This is a genomic window from Curtobacterium sp. MCLR17_059, assembly GCF_003234665.1.
GTDB classification, from domain to species: domain Bacteria; phylum Actinomycetota; class Actinomycetes; order Actinomycetales; family Microbacteriaceae; genus Curtobacterium; species Curtobacterium flaccumfaciens.
Map to the genome: position 1 here is coordinate 301,619 of NZ_QKSU01000002.1, position 24,103 is coordinate 325,721.

Below are 24,103 nucleotides of genomic sequence, written 5' to 3' on the forward strand. Positions count from 1 at the left end.
CCCGCTCGGGCGGAACGCACCACCGGGCCACCGCTGTCCCTGTTCCACTTCCTCGTGAGGACGGTTCCCCATGGCGCTCCAGCCAACCCAGCCCTCGGCACCGACGAGCCTCGTGCCGCCGCACCGCCGCTTCTCCGCGGTCCCGGACGCGACGGGCATGTACGACCCGGCGAACGAGAAGGACGCCTGCGGTCTCGCGATGGTCGCGACCCTGCGCGGCACGCCCGGGCACGACATCGTTGACGCGGCCCTCGGTGCGCTCCGGAACCTCGAGCACCGCGGTGCCGTGGGGTCCGACGCGGGCACCGGTGACGGCGCGGGCATCCTGTGCCAGGTGCCCGACGAGTTCCTGCGCGCCGTCGTGCCGTTCGAGCTGCCGGCAGCGGGGGAGTACGCCGTCGGCACCGCCTACCTGCCCCTGGACGACGACGCCCGCCACGCGGTGAAGGGCGCCGTCGAGCGACTCGCCCGCGAAGAGGGCCTGAAGGTCCTCGGGTGGCGCGAGGTCCCGGTGCGTCCGGAGGTCCTCGGCACGCTCGCCCGTGCCGCGATGCCGGCGTTCGAGCAGCTCTTCGTCGCCTCCATCCGGCACGACGTGCACGGTGCCTCGTGGAGCGGCATCGCGCTGGACCGTCAGGCCTTCCGCCTCCGCAAGCGCGCCGAGCACGACAACGACCTGTACTTCATGTCGCTGTCGAGCCGCACCATGGTCTACAAGGGCATGGTCACGACGCTCCAGCTCGAGCCGTTCTACCCGGACCTCAGCGACGAGCGCTTCGCGTCGAAGCTCGCGATCGTGCACTCGCGCTACTCCACCAACACGTTCCCGTCGTGGCCGCTCGCGCAGCCGTTCCGGACGATCGCCCACAACGGTGAGATCAACACCGTGCGCGGCAACCGGAACTGGATGCGCGCCCGCCAGTCGCAGCTCGAGAGCGAACTGCTCGGCGACATGGCCCCGCTGCTGCCCATCGTGAGCCCGGGGGCGAGCGACTCGGCCTCGTTCGACGAGGTCCTCGAGCTGCTGACCCTGACCGGCCGGACCCTGCCGCACGCCGTGTCGATGATGGTTCCAGAGGCGTGGGAGAACCAGGTCGGGATGGACCCGGACCTCCGCGCGTTCTACGAGTACCACTCGATGCTCATGGAGCCGTGGGACGGCCCCGCCGCGATCACCTTCACCGACGGCTCGCTCGTCGGCGCCACCCTCGACCGCAACGGCCTGCGCCCCGGACGCTTCCTGGTCACCGACGACGGCCTCATCGTGATGGGCTCCGAGACCGGGGTCATCGACGTGCCGGCCGCCAAGGTCGTGCGCAAGGGCCGCCTGCGTCCGGGCCGGATGTTCCTGGTGGACACCGAGGCCGGCCGCATCATCGAGGACGACGAGGTCAAGCGCGAGCTCGCCGCCTCCGGTCCGTGGGGCGACTGGCTCGAAGCCGGACGCATCAACCTCAACGACCTGCCGGAGCGCGAGCACATCGTGCACACCCCGGCGTCGGTGACCCGTCGTCAGCGTGCGTTCGGGTACACCGAGGAAGAAGTCCGCATCCTGCTGCGCCCGATGGCGGCAGCGGGTGCCGAACCCCTCGGGGCGATGGGATCGGACACCCCGATCGCCGTGCTGTCGGAGCGTCCGCGACTGCTCTTCGACTACTTCACGCAGCAGTTCGCGCAGGTGACCAACCCGCCGCTCGACTCGATCCGCGAGCAGGTCATCACCTCGATGGGGATGGGACTCGGTCCGGAGCGCAACCTGCTCTCCGCCGGTCCCGAGCACGCGAAGCAGATCACGCTCGACTTCCCGGTGATCGACAACGACCAGCTCGCCAAGGTCCAGCACTTCGAGACCGAGTCGGGTCGCCACCTGACCGTCACGATCAAGGGCCTGTACCGCGTCGACGCCGGCAAGAAGGCGATGCAGAAGCGCATCGCCGCCGTGTGCGACGAGGTCGACGCCGCGATCGAGTCCGGCAAGCAGTTCATCGTGCTGTCCGACCGCGACGGCAACTCCGAGCAGGCACCGGTGCCGAGCCTCCTGCTCCTCGCCGCGGTCCACCACCACTTGATCCGCACCGAGCAGCGCATGAAGGTCGGGCTGATCGTCGAGGCCGGCGACGTGCGCGAGGTCCACCACGTGGCGACCCTCATCGGGTACGGCGCCTCGGCGATCAACCCGTACCTGGCGATGGAGACCTGCGAGAACCTGGTCCGCGCCGGCATGATCCCCGGGATCACCCCGGAGCAGGCCGTCAAGAACGTCATCAAGGCGCTCGGCAAGGGCGTGCTGAAGATCATGTCGAAGATGGGCATCTCCACGGTGTCCAGCTACGCCGGTGCGCAGGCGTTCGAGGCCGTCGGGCTCAGCCAGGAGTTCGTCGACAAGTACTTCACGGGCACCTCGTCGATCCTGGGCGGCGTCGACATCGACGTCATCGCCAAGGAGAACGCCGAGCGGCACGCCCAGGCGTACCCGCAGGACGGCGCGGTGCTCTCGCACGAGCGACTGCAGATCGGTGGCGAGTACCAGTGGCGCCGTCAGGGCCCGCCGCACCTGTTCAACCCGGACACGGTGTTCCGCCTGCAGCACGCCACCCGTGCCCGCCGCTACGACATCTTCCGCGAGTACTCGAGCGCCGTGGACGACCAGTCCGAACAGCTCATGACGCTCCGCGGGCTGTTCCGGTTCAAGCAGGGCGCTCGGAAGCCCATCGCGCTCGACGAGGTCGAGTCGATCGAGTCGATCGTCAAGCGGTTCAACACCGGTGCGATGTCCTACGGGTCCATCTCGAAGGAGGCCCACGAGACGCTCGCCATCGCGATGAACCGACTCGGTGGCCGGTCGAACACGGGTGAGGGCGGCGAGGACGTCGACCGCCTGCTCGACCCCGAGCGCCGCAGCGCGATCAAGCAGGTCGCCTCCGGCCGGTTCGGCGTGACGAGCATGTACCTCACGCACGCCACCGACATCCAGCTCAAGATGGCGCAGGGCGCGAAGCCCGGCGAGGGCGGTCAGCTGCCCCCGGCCAAGGTCTACCCGTGGGTGGCCCGCACCCGGCACGCCACCGCGGGCGTCGGCCTCATCTCGCCGCCGCCGCACCACGACATCTACTCCATCGAGGACCTCAAGCAGCTGATCTTCGACGTCAAGCGCGCCAACCCGGCCGCCCGCGTCCACGTGAAGCTCGTGAGCCAGTCCGGCATCGGTGCGGTCGCGGCCGGCGTGACGAAGGCCCTGGCCGACGTCGTGCTCGTGTCCGGCCACGACGGCGGCACCGGCGCGAGCCCGCTCAACTCGCTCAAGCACGCCGGCACCCCGTGGGAGATCGGCCTGGCCGAGACCCAGCAGACGCTCATGCTGAACGGCATGCGCGACCGCGTCGTCGTGCAGGTGGACGGGCAGATGAAGACCGGACGCGACGTGGTCGTGGCCGCGTTGCTCGGGGCCGAGGAGTACGGCTTCGCGACCGCCCCGCTCGTGGTCGAGGGCTGCATCCTGATGCGCGTCTGCCACCTGGACACCTGCCCGGTCGGCGTCGCCACGCAGAACCCCGAGCTCCGCAAGCGGTTCTCCGGCAAGCCCGAGTTCGTCGTGAACTTCTTCGAGTTCATCGCACAAGAGGTCCGCGAGCTCCTCGCCGAGCTCGGGTTCCGCAGCCTCGACGAGGCCATCGGGCAGACCGACTCGCTCGACGTCGACCGTGCCGTCGAGCACTGGAAGGCGTCGGGCCTCGACCTCGCGCCGGTGCTCAAGGGACCGCACTTCGACGACGCCGAACCGCGCCGCCACCACCGCGAGCAGGACCACGAGCTGGACCAGCACTTCGACGTGCAGCTCATCCAGCAGACCGCGGACGTGCTCGACCACGGCGGTTCGATCGCGCTCGACCTGCCCATCCGCAACACCGAGCGCGCCGTCGGCACCATGCTCGGCCACCAGGTGACCCTGCGGCACGGCGAGCACGGCCTGCCGAACGGCTCGATCGACGTGACGCTGCGCGGTTCCGCCGGGCAGTCGCTCGGCGCGTTCCTGCCGGCGGGCATCACGCTGCGGCTCATCGGCGACAGCAACGACTACGTCGGCAAGGGGCTCTCCGGCGGCCAGATCGTCGTCCGGCCCGACGCCGGCTCGGGCTTCGACCCGGCCGAGAACGTCATCGCCGGCAACGTCATCGGGTACGGCGCCACCCAGGGCAGCATGTTCATCCGCGGCATCGTGGGCGAGCGCTTCCTGGTGCGGAACTCCGGTGCCACGGCCGTCGTCGAGGGCGTGGGCGACCACGCGCTCGAGTACATGACGGGCGGGCTCGCGCTCATCCTCGGCGAGACCGGCCGGAACCTCGGCGCCGGCATGTCCGGTGGGACGGCGTACGTCCGAGGCCTGCGCCAGGAACACGTGAACACCGACGCCCTGGCGTCCGGCGAGCTCCGGCTCGAGGCGCTCGACAGCGCCGACGTAGAGATCGTCACCGACCTGCTCACCCGGCACGCCGACGAGACGGGTTCGACGCTCGCGTCCGACCTGCTGGCGTCCGGAGACCTGAGCGACTTCGTCAAGGTGCTGCCGCGCGACTACGCGGCGGTGCTCGAGACGCGCAGACAGGCCGTCGACGAGGGGCTCGACCCCGACGGTGACATCGTTTGGAACAGGATCATGGAGGTGACCGGTGGCTGACCCCAAGGGATTCCTGAAGGTCCAGGAACGCGAACTCCCGCCCCGGCGACCCGTGCCCGTGCGGCTCATGGACTGGAAAGAGGTCTACGAGCAGCAGGAGTCCGGTGTCCTGAAGCGCCAGGCCGGCCGCTGCATGGACTGCGGCGTGCCGTTCTGCCACCAGGGCTGCCCGCTCGGCAACCTGATCCCGGAGTGGAACGACCTGACCTGGCGCGGTGAGGGCCGCCAGGCGATCGAGCGCCTGCACGAGACGAACAACTTCCCGGAGTTCACGGGTCGGCTCTGCCCGGCACCGTGCGAGTCGTCGTGCGTGCTCGGCATCAACCAGCCCCCGGTGACGATCAAGCAGGTCGAGGTCTCGATCATCGACCAGGCGTTCCAGAACGGCTGGGTCACCCCGCACCCGCCGGAGCGCCTGACGGGCAAGACCGTCGCCGTCGTGGGCTCCGGTCCCGCCGGGCTCGCCGCCGCGCAGCAGCTCACGCGTGCCGGCCACACGGTCGCCGTCTACGAGCGGGACGACCGCATCGGCGGCCTGCTCCGCTACGGCATCCCGGACTTCAAGATGGAGAAGCGCCAGATCGACGCGCGCCTCGCCCAGATGCAGGCCGAGGGCACCCGGTTCCGTGCCGGGGTCGAGATCGGCAAGGACATCACCTGGGACGACCTGAAGTCGCGCTACGACGCGGTCGTCGTCGCCACCGGTGCCACGGTGCCGCGCGACCTGCCGATCCCGGGGCGCGACCTCGAGGGCGTGCACTTCGCCATGGACTACCTGGTCCAGCAGAACAAGGCGAACGCGGGCACGACAGTCGACAACCAGATCACGGCAGAGGGAAAGCACGTCGTCGTCATCGGCGGCGGCGACACGGGCGCGGACTGCATCGGCACCGCTCACCGCCAGGGCGCGTTGAGCGTGACGAACCTGGCCATCGGCAAGCAGCCGCCGCTCGAGCGTCCGTCCGACCAGCCGTGGCCGATGTTCCCGACCGTGTTCGAGATCACGAGCGCCCACGAAGAGGGCGGCGAGCGGCACTTCCTCGCTTCGACCGTCGAGTTCCTGTCGAACGACGCCGGCGAGGTCCGCGCACTGCGGGTCGCCGAGACCGAGTACCTCGATGGCCGGCGGGTCCCGAAGGCGGGCAGCGAGCGGGAGATCCCGGCCGACCTCGTCCTCATCGCGATGGGCTTCACCGGTCCCGAGTCGGACACGATCGAGCCGCAGCTCGGTCTGCCGACCACGGTCTCCGGGGCGCTCGACCGCCGTGCCGACTACGCGACCAACGAGGCCGGCGTGTTCGTCGCCGGCGACGCGGGTCGCGGGCAGTCGCTCATCGTGTGGGCGATCGCCGAGGGCCGTGCCGCGGCCGCGCAGGTCGACGAGTACCTCGAGGGCTCCACGATCCTGCCGGCACCGGTCAAGGCGACCGACCGGGCGATCTCCGTCTGATGTCGGACGATCACGGAATGTCGGACGGCCACCAGATGTCGGACCGCCGCCAGACGGCGGACCGTCTCCACCAGATGCTCACGCTCCCGTGAGCGTGAGGCCACCAGCACTCGGTAGGGTGCTGGTGGCCTCGCTTCGTTCCGCGCGGCCCCACAGCGCGGAAACCCAAGCTCCATCCACCACCACGAAGGAATCCATTGAGACGCGCAAAGATCGTTTCGACGCTCGGACCGGCAACGTCGGACTACGAGACCGTCAAGGAGATCATCGAAGCGGGCGTCGACGTCGCCCGCCTCAACCTCAGCCACGGTGACTACAGCGTCCACGAGGCCAACTACGTCAACGTCCGTCGTGCCGCCGAAGAACTCGGCAAGCCCGTCGCGATCCTCGTCGACCTGCAGGGTCCGAAGATCCGTCTGGCTCGGTTCGCCGACGGCCCGCACGACCTGGCGGTCGGTGACATCTTCACCATCACGACCGAGGACGTCCCCGGCTCGAAGGAGATCTGCGGCACGACGTTCAAGGGCCTGCCGCAGGACGTCAAGCCCGGCGACCCGCTGCTCATCGACGACGGCCGTGTCCGCCTCCGTGTCCTCGACACCGACGGCGTGCGGGTCCGCACCGAGGTCGTCGTCCCCGGCACGGTGTCCAACAACAAGGGCATCAACCTGCCCGGTGTCGCCGTCAACGTCCCCGCGCTGAGCGAGAAGGACGAGGCCGACCTGCGCTGGGCGATCCGCCAGGGCGCCGACCTCATCGCGCTGTCGTTCGTGCGCAACGCGAGCGACGTCGTGCGTGCCCACGAGATCATGGACGAAGAGGGCAAGCGCCTGCCGGTCATCGCCAAGGTCGAGAAGCCCCAGGCCGTCGACGCGCTCGAGGAGATCATCGACGCCTTCGACAGCATCATGGTCGCCCGCGGTGACCTCGGCGTCGAGCTCCCGCTCGAGGCCGTCCCGATCGTGCAGAAGCGCGCCGTCGAGCTGTCCCGCCGCATGGCCAAGCCGGTCATCGTCGCGACGCAGATGCTCGAGTCGATGATCTCGTCGCCGATCCCCACCCGCGCCGAGACGTCCGACGTCGCGAACGCCGTCCTCGACGGTGCCGACGCGGTCATGCTGTCCGGTGAGACGAGCGTCGGTGAGTACCCGGTGCAGACCGTCCGCACCATGGCCCGCATCGTCGAGTCCACCGAGGACCACGGTCTCGAGCGCATCGCGCCGCTCGGCACCAAGCCGCGCACCCTCGGTGGGGCGATCACCCTCGCCGCCGTCGAGATCGCCGAGTTCACCGAGGCGTCGTACCTCTGCGTCTTCACCGAGTCCGGTGACTCGGCCCGCCGCATGTCGCGCCTGCGCCACGGTCTGCCGATCATCGCCTTCACCCCGAACGAGGCCACGCGTCGCCGGATGGCCCTCACCTGGGGTGTCCGTTCGTTCCTGGTGGAGCGGAAGACCCACACCGACGAGCTCTTCTCGCAGGTGGACGACGTCCTCCTCGAGAACGGCCTGGCCGCCCCCGGCGACCGCGTCATCGTGACGGCCGGGTCCCCTCCCGGCATCGAGGGATCGACGAACGACCTGCGCGTGCACCGGGTGGGCGACGCCCACGCCGAGGCCGCCCCGGCCTACGTCCGGGACTGATCCGAGGGATCCGTCGCCACCAGGGCGCGGACTGGAGGCCCGGCGCGAGCAGCGCCGACCGCTTCCGGTCCGCGCCCTGCCGCGTCTCCACGGCCCTGGTGGTGACCGGACGTCGGCCGCAGGCGGCAGGATGGTCGCTGTGAGCCTCCGATCCGACACCCCGGCGCCGCGCGCCGACGTCCGCCGCTGGCGTCGCTACCTGGCCGACGAACGTGCCGAGGCGGCCGTGTACCGCAACCTCGCTGCCCGCCGTTCCGGCGAGGAGCGCGAGATCCTCGCCGCGCTGGCCGAGGCCGAGGGACGGCACGCCGACCACTGGCTCGACCTGCTCGGCGACGACGTCGGACGGCCCCAGCGGGGGAGCCTGCGCACCCGGGTGCTCGCCGTGCTGGCCAAGCGGTTCGGGTCGGTCTTCGTCCTCGCGCTCATGCAGCGCGCCGAGGACCGCTCGCCGTACGCCGACGACTCGGACGCGACCGCGCGGATGGCCGCCGACGAGCGGATCCACGGCGAGGTCGTGCGCGGGCTCGCGAACCGGGGCCGGATGCGGCTGTCCGGCACGTTCCGGGCGGCGGTGTTCGGCGCGAACGACGGCTTGGTGTCCAACCTGGCGCTCATCATCGGCATCAGTGCCTCGGGGGCCGACCGGCACTTCGTGCTGCTGAGCGGCATCGCCGGCCTGCTCGCCGGCGCGTTGTCGATGGGGGCGGGGGAGTACGTCTCCGTCCGGTCGCAACGCGAACTGCTCGAGGCGTCCGCGCCGCACCCCGAGGCCGGCAAGGCGGTGTCGGACCTCGACGTCGACGCGAACGAGCTCGCCCTGGTCTACCGCGCGCGCGGGATGCCCGAGGCCGAGGCGACCGAGCACGCCGCGCAGGTGCTGTCCGGCATCGGCGAGCGGCGGCCGGCGACCGGTTCGACCGCGGTCGCGGACGACCACGAGGCGGTCGGTACCGGGCTGAGCGCCGCGGTGTCGAGCTTCTGCTTCTTCGCCTCGGGCGCGATCATCCCGGTGCTCCCGTTCCTGTTCGGGATGCAGGGGTGGCCGGCGATCGCGGTGGCCGGCGGTCTGGTGGGCATCGCCCTGCTCGGCACCGGTGCCGTCGTCGGCGTGCTGAGCGGAGCGTCTCCCGGCAAGCGGGCCTTCCGGCAGCTCGCCATCGGGTTCGGTGCGGCGATCGTGACCTACGCACTCGGGCTGCTCTTCGGCACCGGGTCGGCCTAGCGGCGGACGGCGGCGCGCGGCCGGCGAGCGGCGGCTACCGACGGACGGCGGCGCGCGGCGGCAGGAGCAGCAGGGCAGCGGCCCCGACGACGATGAGCGCGATGCCGGCGAAGACCATGAAGACGGTCAGTGCGAGTCCGGGTGCGACGAGCACGACGATTCCCCCGATGATCGACAGCACGCCGCTGACGACCGTCGGGACGCGTGACGATCCCGGGTGTCCGACGAACCCGCCGACGATCGCGGCGACCCCCTCGATCAGGAACCCGACCCCGGCGAGCACGGCGTAGACGACGAGCGGGATCGCCGGGTCGAGCAGGGTCACGAGCCCCGCGACCGCGACCAGGCCGCCGACGATGCCGGACGTCCACCGCCACACCGGCCGGGTGCCGTGCCCCCGCACCGCGGCGAAGACGCGGAGCGCCCCGGCCACGACGAGGTACACGCCGAACAGCAGCGCCACGAGCACGAGCGACGGGCGGGGCCAGACGATGGCCACGATGCCCAGTGCGATGGCGACGACGGCGGTGACGACGACGAACACCCGGAACGTCCTGACGGCACGAGAATCCACGAGCGCTCCTCCCTGATCGCCAGCGCTGGTGTCCAGCACGCTACCCGTCGGAGCCCCGGACCGTGCAACGACCTGCAACCCCCGCGGTCGTACCGTGCGGAGCAGGCGCGCGACCCGTGCGCCCCGACAGCGTCGTCGAAAGGGCACCACCATGACCATCGCACCCTCGCCCACCAGCTACGCCGCACCCGGCGAGCCCGGCTCCCTGGTCGAGTACCGATCCCGGTACGACCACTTCATCGGCGGCGAGTACGTGCCGTCCGCCAGCGGGCAGTACTTCGAGAACCCCACCCCCGTCACGGGCAAGGTGTTCACCGAGGTGGCCCGCGGTGACTCCTCGGACGTCGACCGGGCCGTCGCCGCCGGATGGAAGGCGTTCCCGGCCTGGGGACGGACGAGCGCGGCTGAACGTGCCGTCATCCTCAACAAGATCGCGGACCGCATGGAGGAGCACCTCGAGATGCTCGCCGTCGCCGAGACGTGGGAGAACGGCAAACCCATCCGTGAGACCCTCGGCGCCGACATCCCGCTCGCGATCGACCACTTCCGGTACTTCGCCGCGGCGATCCGCGCACAGGAGGGCTCCGCCGGCGAGATCGACCACGACACCGTGGCCTACCACTTCCACGAGCCGCTCGGCGTGGTCGGGCAGATCATCCCCTGGAACTTCCCGATCCTGATGGCGGTGTGGAAGCTCGCACCGGCCCTCGCCGCCGGCAACTGCGTCGTGCTGAAGCCCGCCGAGCAGACCCCGGCGTCCATCCACGTGCTCGTCGAGCTCATCCGCGACCTGCTGCCCGCCGGGGTGCTCAACGTCGTCAACGGCTTCGGCATCGAGGTCGGCGCACCGCTCGCGCAGCACCCGGACATCCGGAAGATCGCCTTCACGGGGGAGACCACCACCGGGCGGCTGATCATGCAGTACGCCTCGCAGAGCCTCATCCCGGTGACGCTCGAGCTCGGCGGCAAGAGCCCGAACGTGTTCTTCCCCGACGTGGCGGCCGAGAAGGACTCCTTCTACGACAAGGCGCTCGAGGGCTTCACGTTCTTCAACCTGAACCAGGGCGAGGTCTGCACGTGTCCGTCCCGGGCACTCGTGGCGGAGGAGATCTACGACGGGTTCGTCGCCGACGGCCTGGAGCGCGTCCGTGCCGTCAAGCAGGGACACCCGCTCGACCTGTCGACGATGATCGGTGCCCAGGCGTCCAACGACCAGCTCGAGAAGATCCTGAGCTACATCGACATCGGCAAGCAGGAGGGTGCGAAGCTCCTGACCGGTGGCGAGCGCGCCGACCTGGGCGGCGAACTCTCCGGCGGCTACTACGTCACGCCGACGGTGTTCGAGGGCGACAACTCGATGCGGATCTTCCAGGAGGAGATCTTCGGGCCCGTGCTCGCGCTGACGTCCTTCAGCGGCTACGACGACGCGATCGCCACGGCCAACGACACCCTGTACGGGCTCGGCGCCGGGGTGTGGAGCCGTGACGTCACGACCCTGTACCGCGCCGGACGGGACATCCAGGCCGGGCGGGTCTGGTCGAACACGTACCACCAGTACCCGGCGGGTGCGGCCTTCGGCGGCTACAAGCAGTCCGGCATCGGGCGCGAGAACCACAAGATGATGCTCGACCACTACCAGCAGACGAAGAACCTGCTCGTCTCCTACGCCGACGGACCGATGGGCTTCTTCTGATGCCCGACACCGCACGCGTCGCGGTGACGCCGGCGGCGGGGGAGCTCCTGCACACCCTCACCGCCCGGCACGGCCCGCTGATGTTCCACCAGTCCGGCGGCTGCTGCGACGGCTCGAGTCCGATGTGCTACCCCGTCGGCATGTTCCGGACCGGTCCGGGGGACGTCCTGCTCGGCGCGTTGCAGGTGGACGGCCTCGAGCCGGTCGAGGTCTACATGTCGGTGTCGCAGTTCGAGTACTGGAAGTACACGCACCTGACGATCGACGTCGTCGACGGTCGGGGCGGCGGGTTCTCGGTCGAGGTCCCCGAGGGCAAACGGTTCCTCACCCGGTCGCGGATGTTCGACGACGCCGAGCTCGCCGATCTCGGCCTGGTCCCGCGGGTGGCCCGGACGTAGGCTGACCGCACGCGTCGCGACGGAGCGGCGGGTGGGGTCGATCGGAGGACGCATGCGCGCACCCGGTCGGCTCCGCCCGCTCGTCGCCGCATCGTGGCAGCGGTCCGCCCGGGTCGACCCCGACGCCGCGCCGGTCCTCGCCATCGGCGACGACGAACTCGATGCCGTCCGGCACGACGGCCCCCTCGCCACCCTGCTGCCGGTGGTCCGCCGGCTGCTGCTCGACGACTCCCGCTCGGCCGGGTGCGTCGTCGCCGTCGCGGACGCCGCGGGCCGTCTCGTCTGGGTCGACGGCGCCCGCTCCACGCGTCGCGCGGCCGAGGACATGGGCTTCGTCCCCGGGGCCGACTGGTCGGAGGACCGCGTGGGCACCAGCGCGCCCGGCACGGCACTGCGCCTCGACCGTCCGGTGCAGATCCGCTCCGACGAGCACTACGCGAACGCCGTCAAGCCGTTCTCGTGCACGGCCGTCCCGGTGCACGACGCGAGCGGTGCGACCGTCGGCGTGCTCGACCTGACGGGCGACGACCGCGCCGTCGAGCGGCACACGCTGTCGCTGCTCGCCGCCACGGTCGCCGCAGCCGAGGCCCAGCTCGCCCTGGCCGCGGTCCGACCACGGGCGCGGACCCCCCGCGTACCGTCGGCCGAGCTGACCGTGCTCGGGACCGACACCGCCGTGCTCCGGATCGCCGACCGCCGGGTCGAGCTGTCCGCCCGGCACTCCGAACTGCTCGTCGTGCTCGCCGCGCACCCCGCCGGCCTCGCAGCGACCGACCTCGCAGCCGCCGTCTACGGTGACCCGGGCGCGGTCGTCACCCTGCGCGCCGAGGTCGTCCGGCTGCGCCGGGTCCTCGCGCAGCACGCGCCGGACGTGACCGTGACGTCGCGGCCGTACCGGGTGACCGGGGTCCGGACCGACGTCGACGGCGTGCTGTCCGCGCTCCAACGCGGGGCGCGCCTCCAGGCCGTCGACCGGTACGCCGGACCGGTCCTGCCGGGCTCCGCCGCACCCGGCGTCGACGCGGTCCGTGACCTGGTGCGGCTGCGGTTCCGCGAGTCGGTCGTCGCCGACGGCGGCGTCGACGCCCTGCTCGCGTGGGCGCGCACCCCGGACGGTGCGACCGACGCGCTCGTGCTCCGCGCGCTGCTCGCGGTGCTGCCGCGGCGGTCGCCGCGACGGGCCGGTCTCGTGGCGGCGATCGAGGCGCTCGAGGGCTCCTGAGACGGTAGACGACGGGCCGGGAGGCGCGGGTCGGGCTGGTAGTGTTGGCCTCCTCGCGAGTGTGGTGGAATCGGCAGACACGGGGCACTCAAAATGCTCTGCCTCACGGCGTGCGGGTTCAAGTCCCGCCACTCGTACCAAGCATCGATCTGCGACTGATCGATCTGCGTGGTCTGGGATACGGCACTTCCGTCGTCTAGTAGGCTTTCGTCCGTGAGTGACACAGAAGCAACAGCACCAGCACCCCGTCGCGTCGTCGTCGCCGAGGACGAGTCGCTCATCCGCCTCGACATCGTGGAGATCCTCCGCGACAACGGGTTCGACGTGGTCGGTGAAGCCGGTGACGGTGAGACCGCCGTCCAGCTCGCGACCGACCTCCGCCCCGACCTCGTCGTGATGGACGTCAAGATGCCCCAGCTCGACGGCATCTCCGCAGCCGAGAAGCTGTCCAAGAACCACATCGCGCCCGTCGTCCTGCTGACCGCGTTCAGCCAGAAGGACCTCGTCGAGCGTGCCACCGAGGCCGGTGCGCTGGCCTACGTGGTCAAGCCCTTCACCCCGAACGACCTGCTCCCCGCGATCGAGATCGCCCTCTCGCGGTACCAGCAGATCATCACGCTCGAAGCCGAGGTCGCCGACCTCGTCGAGCGCTTCGAGACCCGCAAGCTCGTCGACCGCGCCAAGGGCCTGCTGAACGAGAAGATGGGCCTCACCGAGCCCGAGGCGTTCCGCTGGATCCAGAAGGCCTCGATGGACCGCCGCCTGACCATGCACGACGTCGCGAAGGCGATCATCGAGCAGCTCAGCGCCAAGAAGTAGTCAGCGCACCACCGTCGCTCACGGAACGCCGTCGAACCCCCTGGGGTCGGCGGCGTTCCTGCGTCCGGGGGCGGGGCGTGTGCCGCGACCACCTGGCAGGCTGGAGCCATGGACGACGTGGTGATCCGGGCCTCCCGGCCTGACGACATGCCGGCGGTGGCGGACCTGCGGTGGCGGTGGAGCGTCGACGAGGGCGGCGCGCAGCCGGCGGCGAGTGTGCAGTCGTACCGCGTTGCCATGACGGCGTTCGCCGCCGACCACACGGAGTCGCACCGGTGCGTGGTCGCCGAGCGGGACGGTGTGGTGCTCGGCATGGCGTGGCTCGGGCTCGTCGCGCGACCGCCACTGCCGGACCGGCCGGGCCGCCGACTGACCGCTGACGTGCAGACGGTCTACGTGCACCCGGAGTTGCGTGGTTCCGGCGTCGCCGGGCGGCTCGTCACGGCCCTGCTCGAGCTCGCCGACGAGCTCGGCGTGGAGCGGACGTCGGTGCACTCGAGCGTGGACGGCGAGCGGCTCTACCGGAGGCTCGGGTTCGGCGACGCCCGCCTGCTGCTGCAGCGGCCGCCGGAGGACTGAGTCGTCGGTCCGTCGCTCCGTCGGTCAGCGACGCTCGCGGATCATGTTCGTGATCCGCACGGTGGAGCAGCGACGACCCTGGTCGTCGGTCAGGACGATTTCGTGGGTGGTGAGCGTGCCGCCCAGGTGGATGGCGGTGCACGTGCCCGTGACGATGCCGCTCGTGGCGCTGCGGGAGTGCGAGGCGCTGAGCTCGATGCCGACGGCGTAGCGGCCGGGCCCGGCGTGCACGTTCGCGGCCATCGACCCGAGGCTCTCCGCGAGGACGACGTAGGCACCGCCGTGCAGCAGGCCGACCGGCTGGCGGTTGCCCTCGACGGGGATCGAACCGACCGCGCGCTCGGCCGAGAGCTCGGTGATGACCATGCCCATCTTCTCGGCCAGCTCGCCCATGCCGCGTTCGTCGATGCGGGGATCGATCGTGGTCGATGTGGTGTCGTCGGTCACGGTCTGCGTCGACCTTCCGTGTCAGCGGGCGTCGGTAGGCTGTCCGGGTGTCGGACTCCGCAAAGCCTACCCTCATGGTCATCGACGGCCACTCGCTCGCCTTCCGGGCCTTCTACGCGCTGCCGGTCGACAGCTTCGTGAACCGCGAGGGGCAGCACACCAACGCGATCCACGGCTTCATCTCGATGCTGCTGATGCTCCTGCAGCGCGAGAAGCCCACCCACCTGGCGGTGGCGTTCGACATCTCCCGGTTCTCGTTCCGAACGCGTGAGTACGCCGAGTACAAGGGCACCCGCTCCGAGACCCCGGCCGAGTTCAAGGGCCAGATCCCGCTCCTGCAACAGGCGCTCGAGGCGATGGGCATCACCACCGTCACGAAAGAGGACTACGAGGCCGACGACATCCTCGCGACCCTCTCCAAGCAGGGTGCCGACCAGGGCTTCAAGGTCTACGTGGTCTCCGGTGACCGCGACTCGATCCAGCTCGTCAACGACGACGTCACGCTGCTCTACCCGTCCGTCCGCGGTGTCTCCGAACTCACCCGCTACGACCGCGACAAGGTCTACGAGCGCTACGGCATCGAGCCCCACCAGTACCCGGACATCGCCGCACTCGTCGGCGAGACCAGCGACAACCTGATCGGCATCGACAAGGTCGGCGAGAAGACCGCGGTCAAGTGGGTGACCCAGTACGGGTCGCTCGACGGCGTCCTCGAGCACGCCGACGAGATCAAGGGCGTCGTCGGCAACAACCTGCGCGAGCAGCAGGACCGGGCGATCCGGAACCGCCGGCTCAACCGCCTGGTCACCGACGTCGAGCTGCCCGTCGGTCCCGCCGACGTCGCGCTCCGCCCGGTCGACGAGACCGCGGTGCGCGAGCTCTTCGCCAAGCTGCAGTTCCGCACGCTGCTCGACCGCGTCTTCAAGGTGGCCGGGTCGGGCGACCCCGCCGAGCCCGCGGCCGAGGGTGCCGTCGCCGACGGCGCGCCGACCCCGCCGCCCGTCAAGACGCTGATCGACGAAGAGCTCGGCTACTGGCTCGAGCGCCGCAACGCGACCGAGGCGGCGAACGGCTACGGCGTCGCGGTCGAGGTCATCGACGGACGCCTCAGCGCCATCGGCATCGCGACCCACGACGACGCCGTGCTGGTGCCGGGCGGCAGCGGCGCGAAGGACTACGAGCAGCTCTCGGCCTGGTTCGCCTCCGACGCCCCGAAGCACTTCCACGACGCCAAGGCCGCGATCAAGGCGCTCGGCACCGCCGGCTTCGTCGTGAACGGCACCGCCGGCGACGCACGGATCATGGGGTGGCTCGCGCAGCCCGGCAAGCAGGGACAGCCGCTGTCCGACCTCGTCTACCAGGAGCTCGGCGAAGAACTGCCGACGGCCGACCCGAACCAGCTGGTCCCCGAGACCGACCCGGTCAACGTCGGGGTGCACGCGTGGTTCGTGCTCCGCGTCACCACGGCCCTGCGCGCCCGGATCGACGCGTCCTCGCTGCAGGTCCTCGACGACATCGAGCTGCCGCTCGTGTCGGTGCTGGCCGGCATGGAGACCATCGGCGTCGGCATCGACCGCCCGGTGCTCACCGGCCTGTCGAAGGAACTCGGGGAGCGCGCCGCCGAACTCGCGCAGCAGGCCTTCGCCGAGATCGGGCACGAGGTCAACCTCGGATCGCCGAAGCAGCTGCAGGAAGTCCTGTTCACCGAGCTCGCGATGCCGAAGACCCGCAAGACCAAGACCGGGTTCTCGACCGACGCGGCGAGCCTGGCCGACCTGCAGGAACAGCACCCGCATCCGTTCCTCGGGCTCCTGCTGCAGCACCGCGACGCCACGAAGCTCCGGCAGATCGTCGACACGCTCGACGCCGCCGTGGTCGACGGGCGCATCCACACCCGCTACGAGCAGACCGGTACGAGCACCGGCCGGGTCTCGTCGACCGACCCGAACCTGCAGAACATCCCCGTCAAGACGGCCGTCGGTCGCCGGATCCGGTCGGCGTTCGCGGTGGCCGAGCCGTACACGACGCTCGTCACCGCCGACTACTCGCAGATCGAGATGCGGATCATGGCGCACCTCTCCGGCGACCCGGGGCTCATCCAGGCCTTCAACGAGGGCGAGGACCTGCACCGCTTCGTCGGCGCGCGGGTGTTCGGCGTCGACCCGTCCGAGGTCTCCAACGAGATGCGCACCAAGGTCAAGGCGATGTCCTACGGCCTGGCCTACGGGTTGAGCGCCTTCGGTCTGTCGAAGCAGCTGCGCATCGAGCAGTCCGAGGCCCGCACCCTGATGACCGAGTACTTCGCCCGCTTCGGTGCGGTGCGCGACTACCTGCGCAACGTCGTCGAGCAGGCGCGCGAGGACGGCTACACCGAGACGATCTTCGGTCGCCGTCGCCCGTTCCCCGACCTGAAGAGCCCGAACCGGGTCCTGCGTGAGAACGCCGAACGCGCCGCGCTGAACGCCCCGATCCAGGGTTCGGCCGCCGACATCATCAAGATCGCGATGCTCGGGGTCGCCGACGACCTGCGCGACGGCGAGCTGCAGTCGCACCTGCTGCTCCAGGTGCACGACGAGCTCATCCTCGAGGTCGCGCCCGGTGAGCAGGAGCGTGTCGAGGAGATCCTCCGCACCCGGATGGGCAGCGCCGCCGAGCTGAGCGTCCCGCTCGACGTCTCGGTCGGCGTGGGGCCGAACTGGGAGAGCGCCGCCCACTGACCCGGGCGGCTCGGGATTCCTGCCGACCCGCGGGTCGGTAGGGTCGGGGCATGAGCGAAGAGCGTCCTGTCCGCCAGCCGTCCGACGTCGACCGCGTCGCCGAGGACTGGGTCACCACCCTCGTCGACCTCGACCCGACGACCGCCACGTACATCGGCGTCCCGGGGCGCACGGGGGAGTACGGCGACACCTCGCCCGCCGGCGCCGCCGCGATGGCCGAGGCCGCGCGCGGTGCGAAGCGTGCGCTCGACGCCGCTCCCGCCGTCGACTCGGTGGACCAGGTGACGAAGGCCGACCTCGGCGCCGAGCTGGACCTGGTGCAGGAGTCGTACGAGCGCAAGCTGCACCTCCGCGACCTCAACGTCATCGCGAGCCCGGCGCAGTCGGTCCGGGAGATCATCGACCTGATGCCGACCGCGACCGGGGGCGACTGGCAGGACATCGCGAGTCGGCTGCAGGCGCTGCCGGATGCGCTCGAGGGCATCCTCGAGACCCTGCTCGAGGGCACGCGTGAAGGCGTCACCCCGGCGAAGCGCCAGGTCGCGCTCATCGCCGAGCAGGCGGCGCGCACCGGCGCCGACGGCGGGATGTTCCGTCAGCTGGCCGACTCCGCCGCGTTCGAGGGCGACGTTCCCGTGCCGGAGGCGCTCCGAGCCGACCTGCACCGCGGTGCCGAGGTCGCCGCGGCGGCCTACCGCTCGTTCGGACAGTTCCTGGAGCACGAGCTGCTGCCGCTGGCCACCCCCGTCGACGCAGTCGGTCGCGAAGCCTACGAGCTGCACTCGCGCCGGTTCCTCGGCGCGGTCGTCGACCTCGACGAGACGTACGAGTGGGGCCTCGAGGAACTCGCGCGCATGCGGGACGAGCAGGAGCGCATCGCCGACCGCATCGAGTCCGGTGCGAGCGTCGCCCGGGCGATCGAGGTGCTCGACACCGACCCGTCCCGGATCCTGCACGGCACCGACGCGCTGCAGCGGTGGATGCAGGAGACGAGCGACGCGTCGATCGCCGCGATGGCCGGGACCTACTTCGACATCCCGGACCCGATCCGTCGCCTCGAGTGCCGGATCGCCCCCACGCAGGAGGGCGGCATCTACTACAGCGGCCCCTCCGACGACTTCTCCCGTGCCGGCCGCATGTGGTGGTCCGTCCCCGAGGGCGTCACCGAGTTCGGCACCTGGCGCGAGAAGACGACGGTCTACCACGAGGGTGTCCCCGGACACCACCTGCAGATCAGCCAGGGCGTCTACAACCGCGGCGAACTGAACACGTGGCGCCGGCAGCTGTCCGGGTCCTCCGGGCACGTCGAGGGCTGGGCGCTGTACGCCGAACGGCTGATGGAGCAGCTCGGGTTCCTCGACGACGACGGCGACCGGCTCGGCATGCTCGACGGGCAGCGGATGCGGGCGGCGCGCGTCGTGCTCGACATCGGCGTGCACCTGCAGAAGACGAACCCCGACGGCGGCGGCTGGACGTGGGAGTACGCGCTCGACTTCATGGGGCAGAACGTGAACATGGACCCGGCGTTCGTCCGGTTCGAGGTCGCCCGGTACTTCGGGTGGCCGGGCCAGGCCCCCTCGTACAAGGTGGGTCAGCGCGTCTGGGAGTCCATCCGCGACGAGGTCGCTGCCCGCGAGGGAGCCGACTTCGACCTGAAGGCGTTCCACCACCGTGCGCTCTCCCTCGGCAGCATCGGCCTCGACACCCTGCGGACCGCCCTGGTCGGGTGACGCGCCGTCGACACGCCCGGTTGTGGGGCCTCCGCCGGTGCGGTTAGAATTGTGCGGCGCAATCCGCGCCACTCAATCAATCGCCACGGCGGTGCACCACGGGGGCCGAGTCCCCGCACGCCATGGCCCGACTCATGTCCGTTCGGAGCAATCTCTACATGACAACCACTACGACCAAGGCTCCTAAGCAGGTCGCCATCAACGACATCGGTTCGGCTGATGACTTCCTGGCCGAGGTCGAGAAGACCCTGAAGTTCTTCAACGACGGTGATCTCATCTCCGGCACCGTCGTGAAGATCGACCGCGACGAGGTCCTCCTCGACGTCGGTTACAAGACCGAGGGCGTCATCCCCTCGCGCGAGCTCTCGATCAAGCACGACGTCGACCCCAACGAGGTCGTCGAGGTCGGCGACGAGGTCGAGGCCCTGGTTCTCCAGAAGGAGGACAAGGAAGGCCGCCTCATCCTGTCGAAGAAGCGCGCGCAGTACGAGCGTGCGTGGGGCGACGTCGAGAAGATCAAGGAGTCCGACGGCGTCGTGACCGGGACGGTCATCGAGGTCGTCAAGGGCGGTCTCATCGTCGACATCGGCCTCCGTGGCTTCCTCCCCGCCTCGCTCATCGAGCTCCGTCGTGTCCGCGACCTGACGCCGTACCTCGGCCAGGAGATCGAGGCCAAGATCCTCGAGCTCGACAAGAACCGCAACAACGTGGTCCTGTCGCGCCGTGCACTCCTCGAGCAGACGCAGTCCGAGTCCCGGACGACGTTCCTCAACAACCTCCACAAGGGCCAGGTCCGCAAGGGCATCGTGTCCTCGATCGTCAACTTCGGTGCGTTCGTGGACCTCGGTGGCGTCGACGGTCTCGTCCACGTCTCCGAGCTCAGCTGGAAGCACATCGAGCACGCCAGCGAGGTCGTCGAGGTCGGTCAGGAAGTCACCGTCGAGATCCTCGAGGTCGACCTGGACCGCGAGCGCGTGTCGCTCTCGCTCAAGGCGACGCAGGAGGACCCGTGGCAGGTCTTCGCCCGCACCCACGCGATCGGTCAGATCGCACCGGGCAAGGTCACGAAGCTCGTCCCGTTCGGTGCCTTCGTCCGCGTTGCCGACGGCATCGAGGGCCTCGTGCACATCTCGGAGCTCTCGAACAAGCACGTCGAGCTCGCCGAGCAGGTCGTCTCGGTCAACGACGAGGTCTTCGTCAAGATCATCGACATCGACCTCGACCGTCGCCGCATCTCGCTCAGCCTCAAGCAGGCGAACGAGGGCGTCGACCCGGAGAGCGACGAGTTCGACCCGGCGCTCTACGGCATGCCGACCGAGTACGACGACAAGGGTGACTACAAGTACCCCGAGGGCTTCGACCCGGAGACCAACGAGTGGCTCGAGGGCTACGACACGCAGCGCACCGAGTGGGAGGGCCAGTACGCGGCCGCCCAGGGTCGTTGGGAAGCCCACAAGGCGCAGGTCGCGAAGACCATCGCCGACGAGGCGCAGGGTGGCTTCGACCTCCCGGCCACGGCTTCCTCGTCGTCGTCGACCTCGTCGTTCGCCGGCGAGACGGGTGGCGCGAGCCCCCTGGCCGACGACGCGTCGCTCGCTGCACTCCGCGAGAAGCTCAGCTCGACCAACAACTGATCGAGCGGTTCGTCCCGACCGGAAGCCCGGCACCCCTGACAGGGTGCCGGGCTTCCGGCGTTTCCGGGCATCGGGGTCGTTACCCTGTTGCCGTGCACATCATCGGACTCACGGGCGGCATCGCCGCGGGCAAGTCGACCGTCTCCCGGCGCTGGGCCGAGCACGGGGCCGTCGTCGTCGACGCTGACCGACTGGCTCGGGACGCCGTGGCACCGGGCAGCCCGGGCCTGGCGCAGGTCGCCGAGCGGTTCGGTCCGTCGGTGATCGCCGCCGACCGTTCGCTCGACCGGCCGGCGCTCGGGTCGATCGTGTTCGCGGACCCCGCGGCGCGGAAGGACCTCGAAGCGATCACGCACCCCGAGGTCTGGCGGCTCGCGCAGCAGGCGTTCGACGCCGCTGAGGCCGCCGACCCCGACGCCGTGGTGGTTTACGACGTGCCGTTGCTCGCCGAGGCCCGCGGGTCGCGTCCGCTCCGGTTCGACGCGGTCGTGGTGGTCGACGCCCCCGCGGCGCAGCGCATCGAACGGCTCGTCGAGCACCGCGGGATGCCCCGTGACGAGGCCGAGCGCCGCGTCGCCGCCCAGGCGAGCGATGCCGATCGCCTCGCTCTCGCCGACCACGTCGTCGACGCCACCGGGACGCTCGAGCAGACGATCCACTCCGCTGACGAGGTGTGGGCGCGGATCACTCCATGAACCACCGCCTGGTGCTGATCCTCGCCGCGATCGTCCTCGTGGCGATCGGGGCCGCCTCGCTCGTCGCCGCGAACGTCCTCGGTGCCCAGCGTGTGGCGGACAACGGCCGGGTCGCGGTGCACGAGCGGCCGTCGGGTGACGAACACGGGCCCGAGGGGGAGTTCCACCGGTTCCGGCTCGGAACCGTGAACGGTGAGCGGCTCACCCCGAACCGCGACGACTTCGCCGCGCGCACCTCGGCCGACGGTCCGCTCCTGCTGTTCCTGCCGGCGACCCGGTCCCGTCCGGCGGAGTACCAGCGGTTCCTCGGAGCCGCCCTGGCCGACGGGTACCACGTGCTCGGCCTCGACTACTGGAACCTGGGCCGTACCCTGTCCGGCACGTGTGAGGCGAACGCACGCTGCTACGGCATGGTGCAGCGGAACCGCTTCGACGGCACGCGGCCCTCGGCGTTCAGCGCGGTCAGTCCGGCCGGGTCGATCGTCTCGCGCTTCCGGGACGCCGTCGCGTACCTCGACGACCACGACCCCGACGGCGGCTGGGGGCGGTTCGTCCAGGGCGACGACCGCATCGTCTGGAACGACATCGTCGTGGCCGGGCACTCGCAGGGCGGCGGAGAGGCGGCGTACATCGCCCACATCCGCAGTGTCCACGGCGCGCTGATGTTCTCGTCGCCCGTGGAGTCCCGCGGGCCGGCGCACGCAGCGTGGATGGACCGCCCGGGCCGGACACCGGTCGACCGGATGTACGCCATCGACGACGTCCGAGACACGTTCGGTCCCCGCATCACCGGTTCGTGGGACGTCCTGGGGTTGAGCGGTGTGTCCGGGCCGTTCGAGACGGACACCGCACCGCCACTCGCCGGAGCGGACCCGCACGCGATCCTCACCGACCTCGGCGGCGAGGGCAAGGCGCACTCCCTGATCATCAAGGACTCGACGCCGCTCACCCGTGACGGCGTCCCCCGGATGCTCCCGCTGTGGCAGTGGATGCTGCACCGGTTCTCCACAGATCCCGCTGTTCCCTCTGACCGCTCATAGCGTCGCGCAATAGCCTTCCTGCGTGCAGCCCGTTCGTGATGAACCCGACCTGCGCTCGCTCATCCGGGCCCGTGCGGCCGACGGGGGCGTGCGCCACTTCCTCGAGGACGCCCGCTCCGAGCGCGTCCTCACGTACCGTGCGCTCGACGCCGCGGTGACCGCCTGGTCGCGGACCTTCGACGCGATCGGCATCGCCCCGTCGGGTGCCGTCCTGGTCGACGTGGGTGACCCGCTCGCGTTCGCGGTCGTGCACCTGAGCGCCGTCGCCGCCGGTCGCCGCGCGATCCCCGTCGACAGCGGCCAGCCGGCCACTGAGCCCGGCCGTCTCGCCGACCTCATCGGCGGAGCGTCCATCGTCGTGTCGGACCGCGCGGTGGACGCGACCGTCCCCGGGGCACCGGCGAGCGGGATCGACCCGGCCACGTTCCTCCCGACCGCCGTCCGTGACGGCGACCTGCCCGCCGACAGCCCGCACGCGCCGGGCCAGGGGTCCGTCGTGCTGTTCACCTCCGGTTCGACCGGCACGCCGAAGGGCGTCGAGCTGCCCGAGACGCAGCTGCTGTTCGTCGCCCGGGCCGTCGCGCAGCACAACCGGCTGGCGCCGGACGACCGCGGGTTCAACTCCTTGCCGCTGTTCCACGTCAACGCCGAGGTGGTCGGACTGCTTGCGACGCTCGTCGCCGGCGCGACCCTCGTGCTCGACCGGCGCTTCCGTCGTACCGGGTTCTGGGACCTGCTCGCGGAACGACGGATCACCTGGCTGAACGCCGTCCCGGCCGTCCTGGCCGTACTGGCGAAGACCGGGCCGCTCGAGTTCCCGCCGGGCCTGCGGTTCGTGCGCAGCGCGTCGGCGCCGTTGCCCGACCCGGTGCGCGCCGCCCTCGGTGACGTGCCGCTCGTCGTGAGCTGGGGCATGACCGAAGGCGCCTCGCAGATCACGGCGACGCCGCTCGACGAACCGGCCCGGCCCGGTACCGTCGGGGTCCCGGTCGGGTCCGAGGTGCAGGTCCGCGGCGAGGACGGCTCGGTGCTGCCCGCCGGCGAGATCGGTGCGCTGTGGGTTCGGGGCGAGGGGATCGTCCGGGGCTACCTGGGTGGCCGCGCGTCCGAGCGGTTCGACGCCGATGGCTGGCTCCACACCGGTGACGTCGGGTCCGTCAGCACCGACGGCTGGGTGTCCCTGGCCGGACGCTCCGACGACGTCATCAACCGCGGTGGCGAGAAGGTCTACCCGTCCGAGGTCGAGGACGTCCTGCTCGGCGACCCCCGCGTGCTCGAGGCGGTCGTCGTCGCCCGCCCCGACGACGTGCTCGGTGCCGTCCCGATCGCCTACGTGATCCCGCAGCCCGACGAACCCGTCGACCACGCAGCCCTCGTGGCCGACCTCGTGGCCCGGGCCGAGGCACACCTGACCCGGTTCCGCCGACCGGTCGAGGTCATCGTCGTGCCCGACCTGCCGCGTGCACCCACCGGCAAGGTGCAGCGCGCGAAGGTCCGGACCATGGCCCGACCCTCGTGAACGGGGCGTCACGCGTGTCCCCGGCATCGACCGGCGACGAGCC

17 protein-coding genes and 1 tRNA gene are annotated in these 24,103 nt (G+C 70.7%); 16 read left to right on the forward strand and 2 right to left on the reverse strand.

Annotation, left to right across the window (positions count from 1 at the left end; all coding sequences use genetic code 11):
* Positions 1-70 precede the first annotated feature (70 nt).
* The 4 genes from gltB to DEJ12_RS05220 all read left to right on the forward strand — a co-directional run bounded on the left by gltB (position 71) and on the right by DEJ12_RS05220 (position 8,993).
* Positions 71-4,675 (forward strand): glutamate synthase large subunit, encoded by a 4,605-nt coding sequence (gene gltB / locus DEJ12_RS05205; protein WP_375334583.1) that lies wholly within the window; start codon positions 71-73, stop codon positions 4,673-4,675.
* Positions 4,668-6,125 carry a glutamate synthase subunit beta gene (locus tag DEJ12_RS05210; RefSeq protein WP_111023053.1) on the forward strand — a complete coding sequence of 486 codons (1,458 nt, stop codon included), beginning with the start codon at positions 4,668-4,670 and terminating at the stop codon, positions 6,123-6,125. The genes gltB and DEJ12_RS05210 overlap by 8 nt, the downstream gene beginning before the upstream one ends.
* Positions 6,126-6,322: 197 nt before the next feature.
* Positions 6,323-7,768 (forward strand): pyruvate kinase, encoded by a 1,446-nt coding sequence (gene pyk / locus DEJ12_RS05215; protein ID WP_017887208.1) that lies wholly within the window; start codon positions 6,323-6,325, stop codon positions 7,766-7,768.
* A 130-nt stretch (positions 7,769-7,898) separates the two neighbouring features.
* Positions 7,899-8,993, forward strand: coding sequence for a VIT1/CCC1 transporter family protein (locus DEJ12_RS05220; protein WP_111029265.1), 1,095 nt, complete (start codon positions 7,899-7,901; stop codon positions 8,991-8,993).
* Positions 8,994-9,027: 34 nt separating this feature from the next.
* Here DEJ12_RS05220 and DEJ12_RS05225 read toward each other — a convergent pair whose 3' ends face one another.
* Entirely contained in the window at positions 9,028-9,567 is a 540-nt protein-coding gene (locus tag DEJ12_RS05225) for an HdeD family acid-resistance protein (protein ID WP_173033968.1), read from the reverse strand.
* A gap of 151 nt (positions 9,568-9,718) precedes the next feature.
* On the opposite strand from DEJ12_RS05225, the gene DEJ12_RS05230 reads away from it, so the two are divergent.
* From DEJ12_RS05230 to DEJ12_RS05255, 6 genes are all read left to right on the forward strand, one after another.
* Positions 9,719-11,260 (forward strand): aldehyde dehydrogenase family protein, encoded by a 1,542-nt coding sequence (locus tag DEJ12_RS05230; protein ID WP_111029266.1) that lies wholly within the window; start codon positions 9,719-9,721, stop codon positions 11,258-11,260.
* Positions 11,260-11,658: a DUF779 domain-containing protein gene (locus DEJ12_RS05235; RefSeq protein ID WP_111029267.1), complete on the forward strand. Its 399-nt coding sequence runs from the start codon at positions 11,260-11,262 to the stop codon at positions 11,656-11,658. The genes DEJ12_RS05230 and DEJ12_RS05235 overlap by 1 nt, the downstream gene beginning before the upstream one ends.
* A gap of 52 nt (positions 11,659-11,710) precedes the next feature.
* Positions 11,711-12,880: a helix-turn-helix domain-containing protein gene (locus DEJ12_RS05240; protein ID WP_146245560.1), complete on the forward strand. Its 1,170-nt coding sequence runs from the start codon at positions 11,711-11,713 to the stop codon at positions 12,878-12,880.
* Between the two features lie 55 nt (positions 12,881-12,935).
* Positions 12,936-13,020, forward strand: a tRNA-Leu gene (locus DEJ12_RS05245).
* Between the two features lie 73 nt (positions 13,021-13,093).
* Positions 13,094-13,699 (forward strand): ANTAR domain-containing response regulator, encoded by a 606-nt coding sequence (locus tag DEJ12_RS05250; protein WP_017887240.1) that lies wholly within the window; start codon positions 13,094-13,096, stop codon positions 13,697-13,699.
* Between the two features lie 108 nt (positions 13,700-13,807).
* On the forward strand, positions 13,808-14,278 hold the full coding sequence (locus DEJ12_RS05255) for a GNAT family N-acetyltransferase (RefSeq protein ID WP_111029269.1): 471 nt from the start codon (positions 13,808-13,810) through the stop codon (positions 14,276-14,278).
* A gap of 24 nt (positions 14,279-14,302) precedes the next feature.
* On the opposite strand, the gene DEJ12_RS05260 is transcribed toward DEJ12_RS05255, so the two are convergent.
* A complete protein-coding gene (locus DEJ12_RS05260; RefSeq protein ID WP_051596794.1) occupies positions 14,303-14,671 on the reverse strand; it encodes a PaaI family thioesterase in 369 nt (122 codons plus the stop codon).
* Positions 14,672-14,799: 128 nt separating this feature from the next.
* Between DEJ12_RS05260 and polA the strand changes: the two genes are divergently transcribed.
* The 6 genes from polA (at position 14,800) to DEJ12_RS05290 (ending at position 24,060) form a co-directional block, all read left to right on the forward strand.
* Positions 14,800-17,442, forward strand: a complete 2,643-nt coding sequence (gene polA, locus DEJ12_RS05265; RefSeq protein WP_258370539.1) for a DNA polymerase I — start codon at positions 14,800-14,802, stop codon at positions 17,440-17,442.
* Between the two features lie 50 nt (positions 17,443-17,492).
* Positions 17,493-19,172 carry a DUF885 domain-containing protein gene (locus DEJ12_RS05270; protein ID WP_111029271.1) on the forward strand — a complete coding sequence of 560 codons (1,680 nt, stop codon included), beginning with the start codon at positions 17,493-17,495 and terminating at the stop codon, positions 19,170-19,172.
* A gap of 158 nt (positions 19,173-19,330) precedes the next feature.
* On the forward strand, positions 19,331-20,806 hold the full coding sequence (rpsA, locus tag DEJ12_RS05275) for a 30S ribosomal protein S1 (protein WP_071403741.1): 1,476 nt from the start codon (positions 19,331-19,333) through the stop codon (positions 20,804-20,806).
* A gap of 92 nt (positions 20,807-20,898) precedes the next feature.
* Positions 20,899-21,501, forward strand: coding sequence for a dephospho-CoA kinase (gene coaE / locus DEJ12_RS05280; RefSeq protein ID WP_111029272.1), 603 nt, complete (start codon positions 20,899-20,901; stop codon positions 21,499-21,501).
* Positions 21,498-22,541: a hypothetical protein gene (locus DEJ12_RS05285; protein WP_111029273.1), complete on the forward strand. Its 1,044-nt coding sequence runs from the start codon at positions 21,498-21,500 to the stop codon at positions 22,539-22,541. Before coaE ends, DEJ12_RS05285 begins: the two co-directional genes overlap by 4 nt.
* A gap of 22 nt (positions 22,542-22,563) precedes the next feature.
* The gene (locus DEJ12_RS05290; RefSeq protein ID WP_111029274.1) at positions 22,564-24,060 is read left to right on the forward strand and encodes an AMP-binding protein; all 1,497 of its coding nucleotides are present in this window, start codon (positions 22,564-22,566) and stop codon (positions 24,058-24,060) included.
* Positions 24,061-24,103 lie beyond the last annotated feature (43 nt).

Excerpts from the sequence above, each read along its gene's own strand:
- gltB (WP_375334583.1), top strand. The coding sequence starts at position 71 with ATGGCGCTCCAGCCAACCCAGCCCTCGGCACCGACGAGCCTCGTGCCG.
- DEJ12_RS05220 (WP_111029265.1), top strand. The coding sequence starts at position 7,899 with ATGGTCGCTGTGAGCCTCCGATCCGACACCCCGGCGCCGCGCGCCGAC.
- DEJ12_RS05230 (WP_111029266.1), top strand. The coding sequence starts at position 9,719 with ATGACCATCGCACCCTCGCCCACCAGCTACGCCGCACCCGGCGAGCCC.
- DEJ12_RS05235 (WP_111029267.1), top strand. The coding sequence starts at position 11,260 with ATGCCCGACACCGCACGCGTCGCGGTGACGCCGGCGGCGGGGGAGCTC.
- DEJ12_RS05240 (WP_146245560.1), top strand. The coding sequence starts at position 11,711 with ATGCGCGCACCCGGTCGGCTCCGCCCGCTCGTCGCCGCATCGTGGCAG.
- DEJ12_RS05255 (WP_111029269.1), top strand. The coding sequence starts at position 13,808 with ATGGACGACGTGGTGATCCGGGCCTCCCGGCCTGACGACATGCCGGCG.
- DEJ12_RS05260 (WP_051596794.1), bottom strand. The coding sequence starts at position 14,671 with ATGGGCGAGCTGGCCGAGAAGATGGGCATGGTCATCACCGAGCTCTCG.
- polA (WP_258370539.1), top strand. The coding sequence starts at position 14,800 with ATGGTCATCGACGGCCACTCGCTCGCCTTCCGGGCCTTCTACGCGCTG.
- DEJ12_RS05270 (WP_111029271.1), top strand. The coding sequence starts at position 17,493 with ATGAGCGAAGAGCGTCCTGTCCGCCAGCCGTCCGACGTCGACCGCGTC.
- rpsA (WP_071403741.1), top strand. The coding sequence starts at position 19,331 with ATGACAACCACTACGACCAAGGCTCCTAAGCAGGTCGCCATCAACGAC.
- DEJ12_RS05285 (WP_111029273.1), top strand. The coding sequence starts at position 21,498 with ATGAACCACCGCCTGGTGCTGATCCTCGCCGCGATCGTCCTCGTGGCG.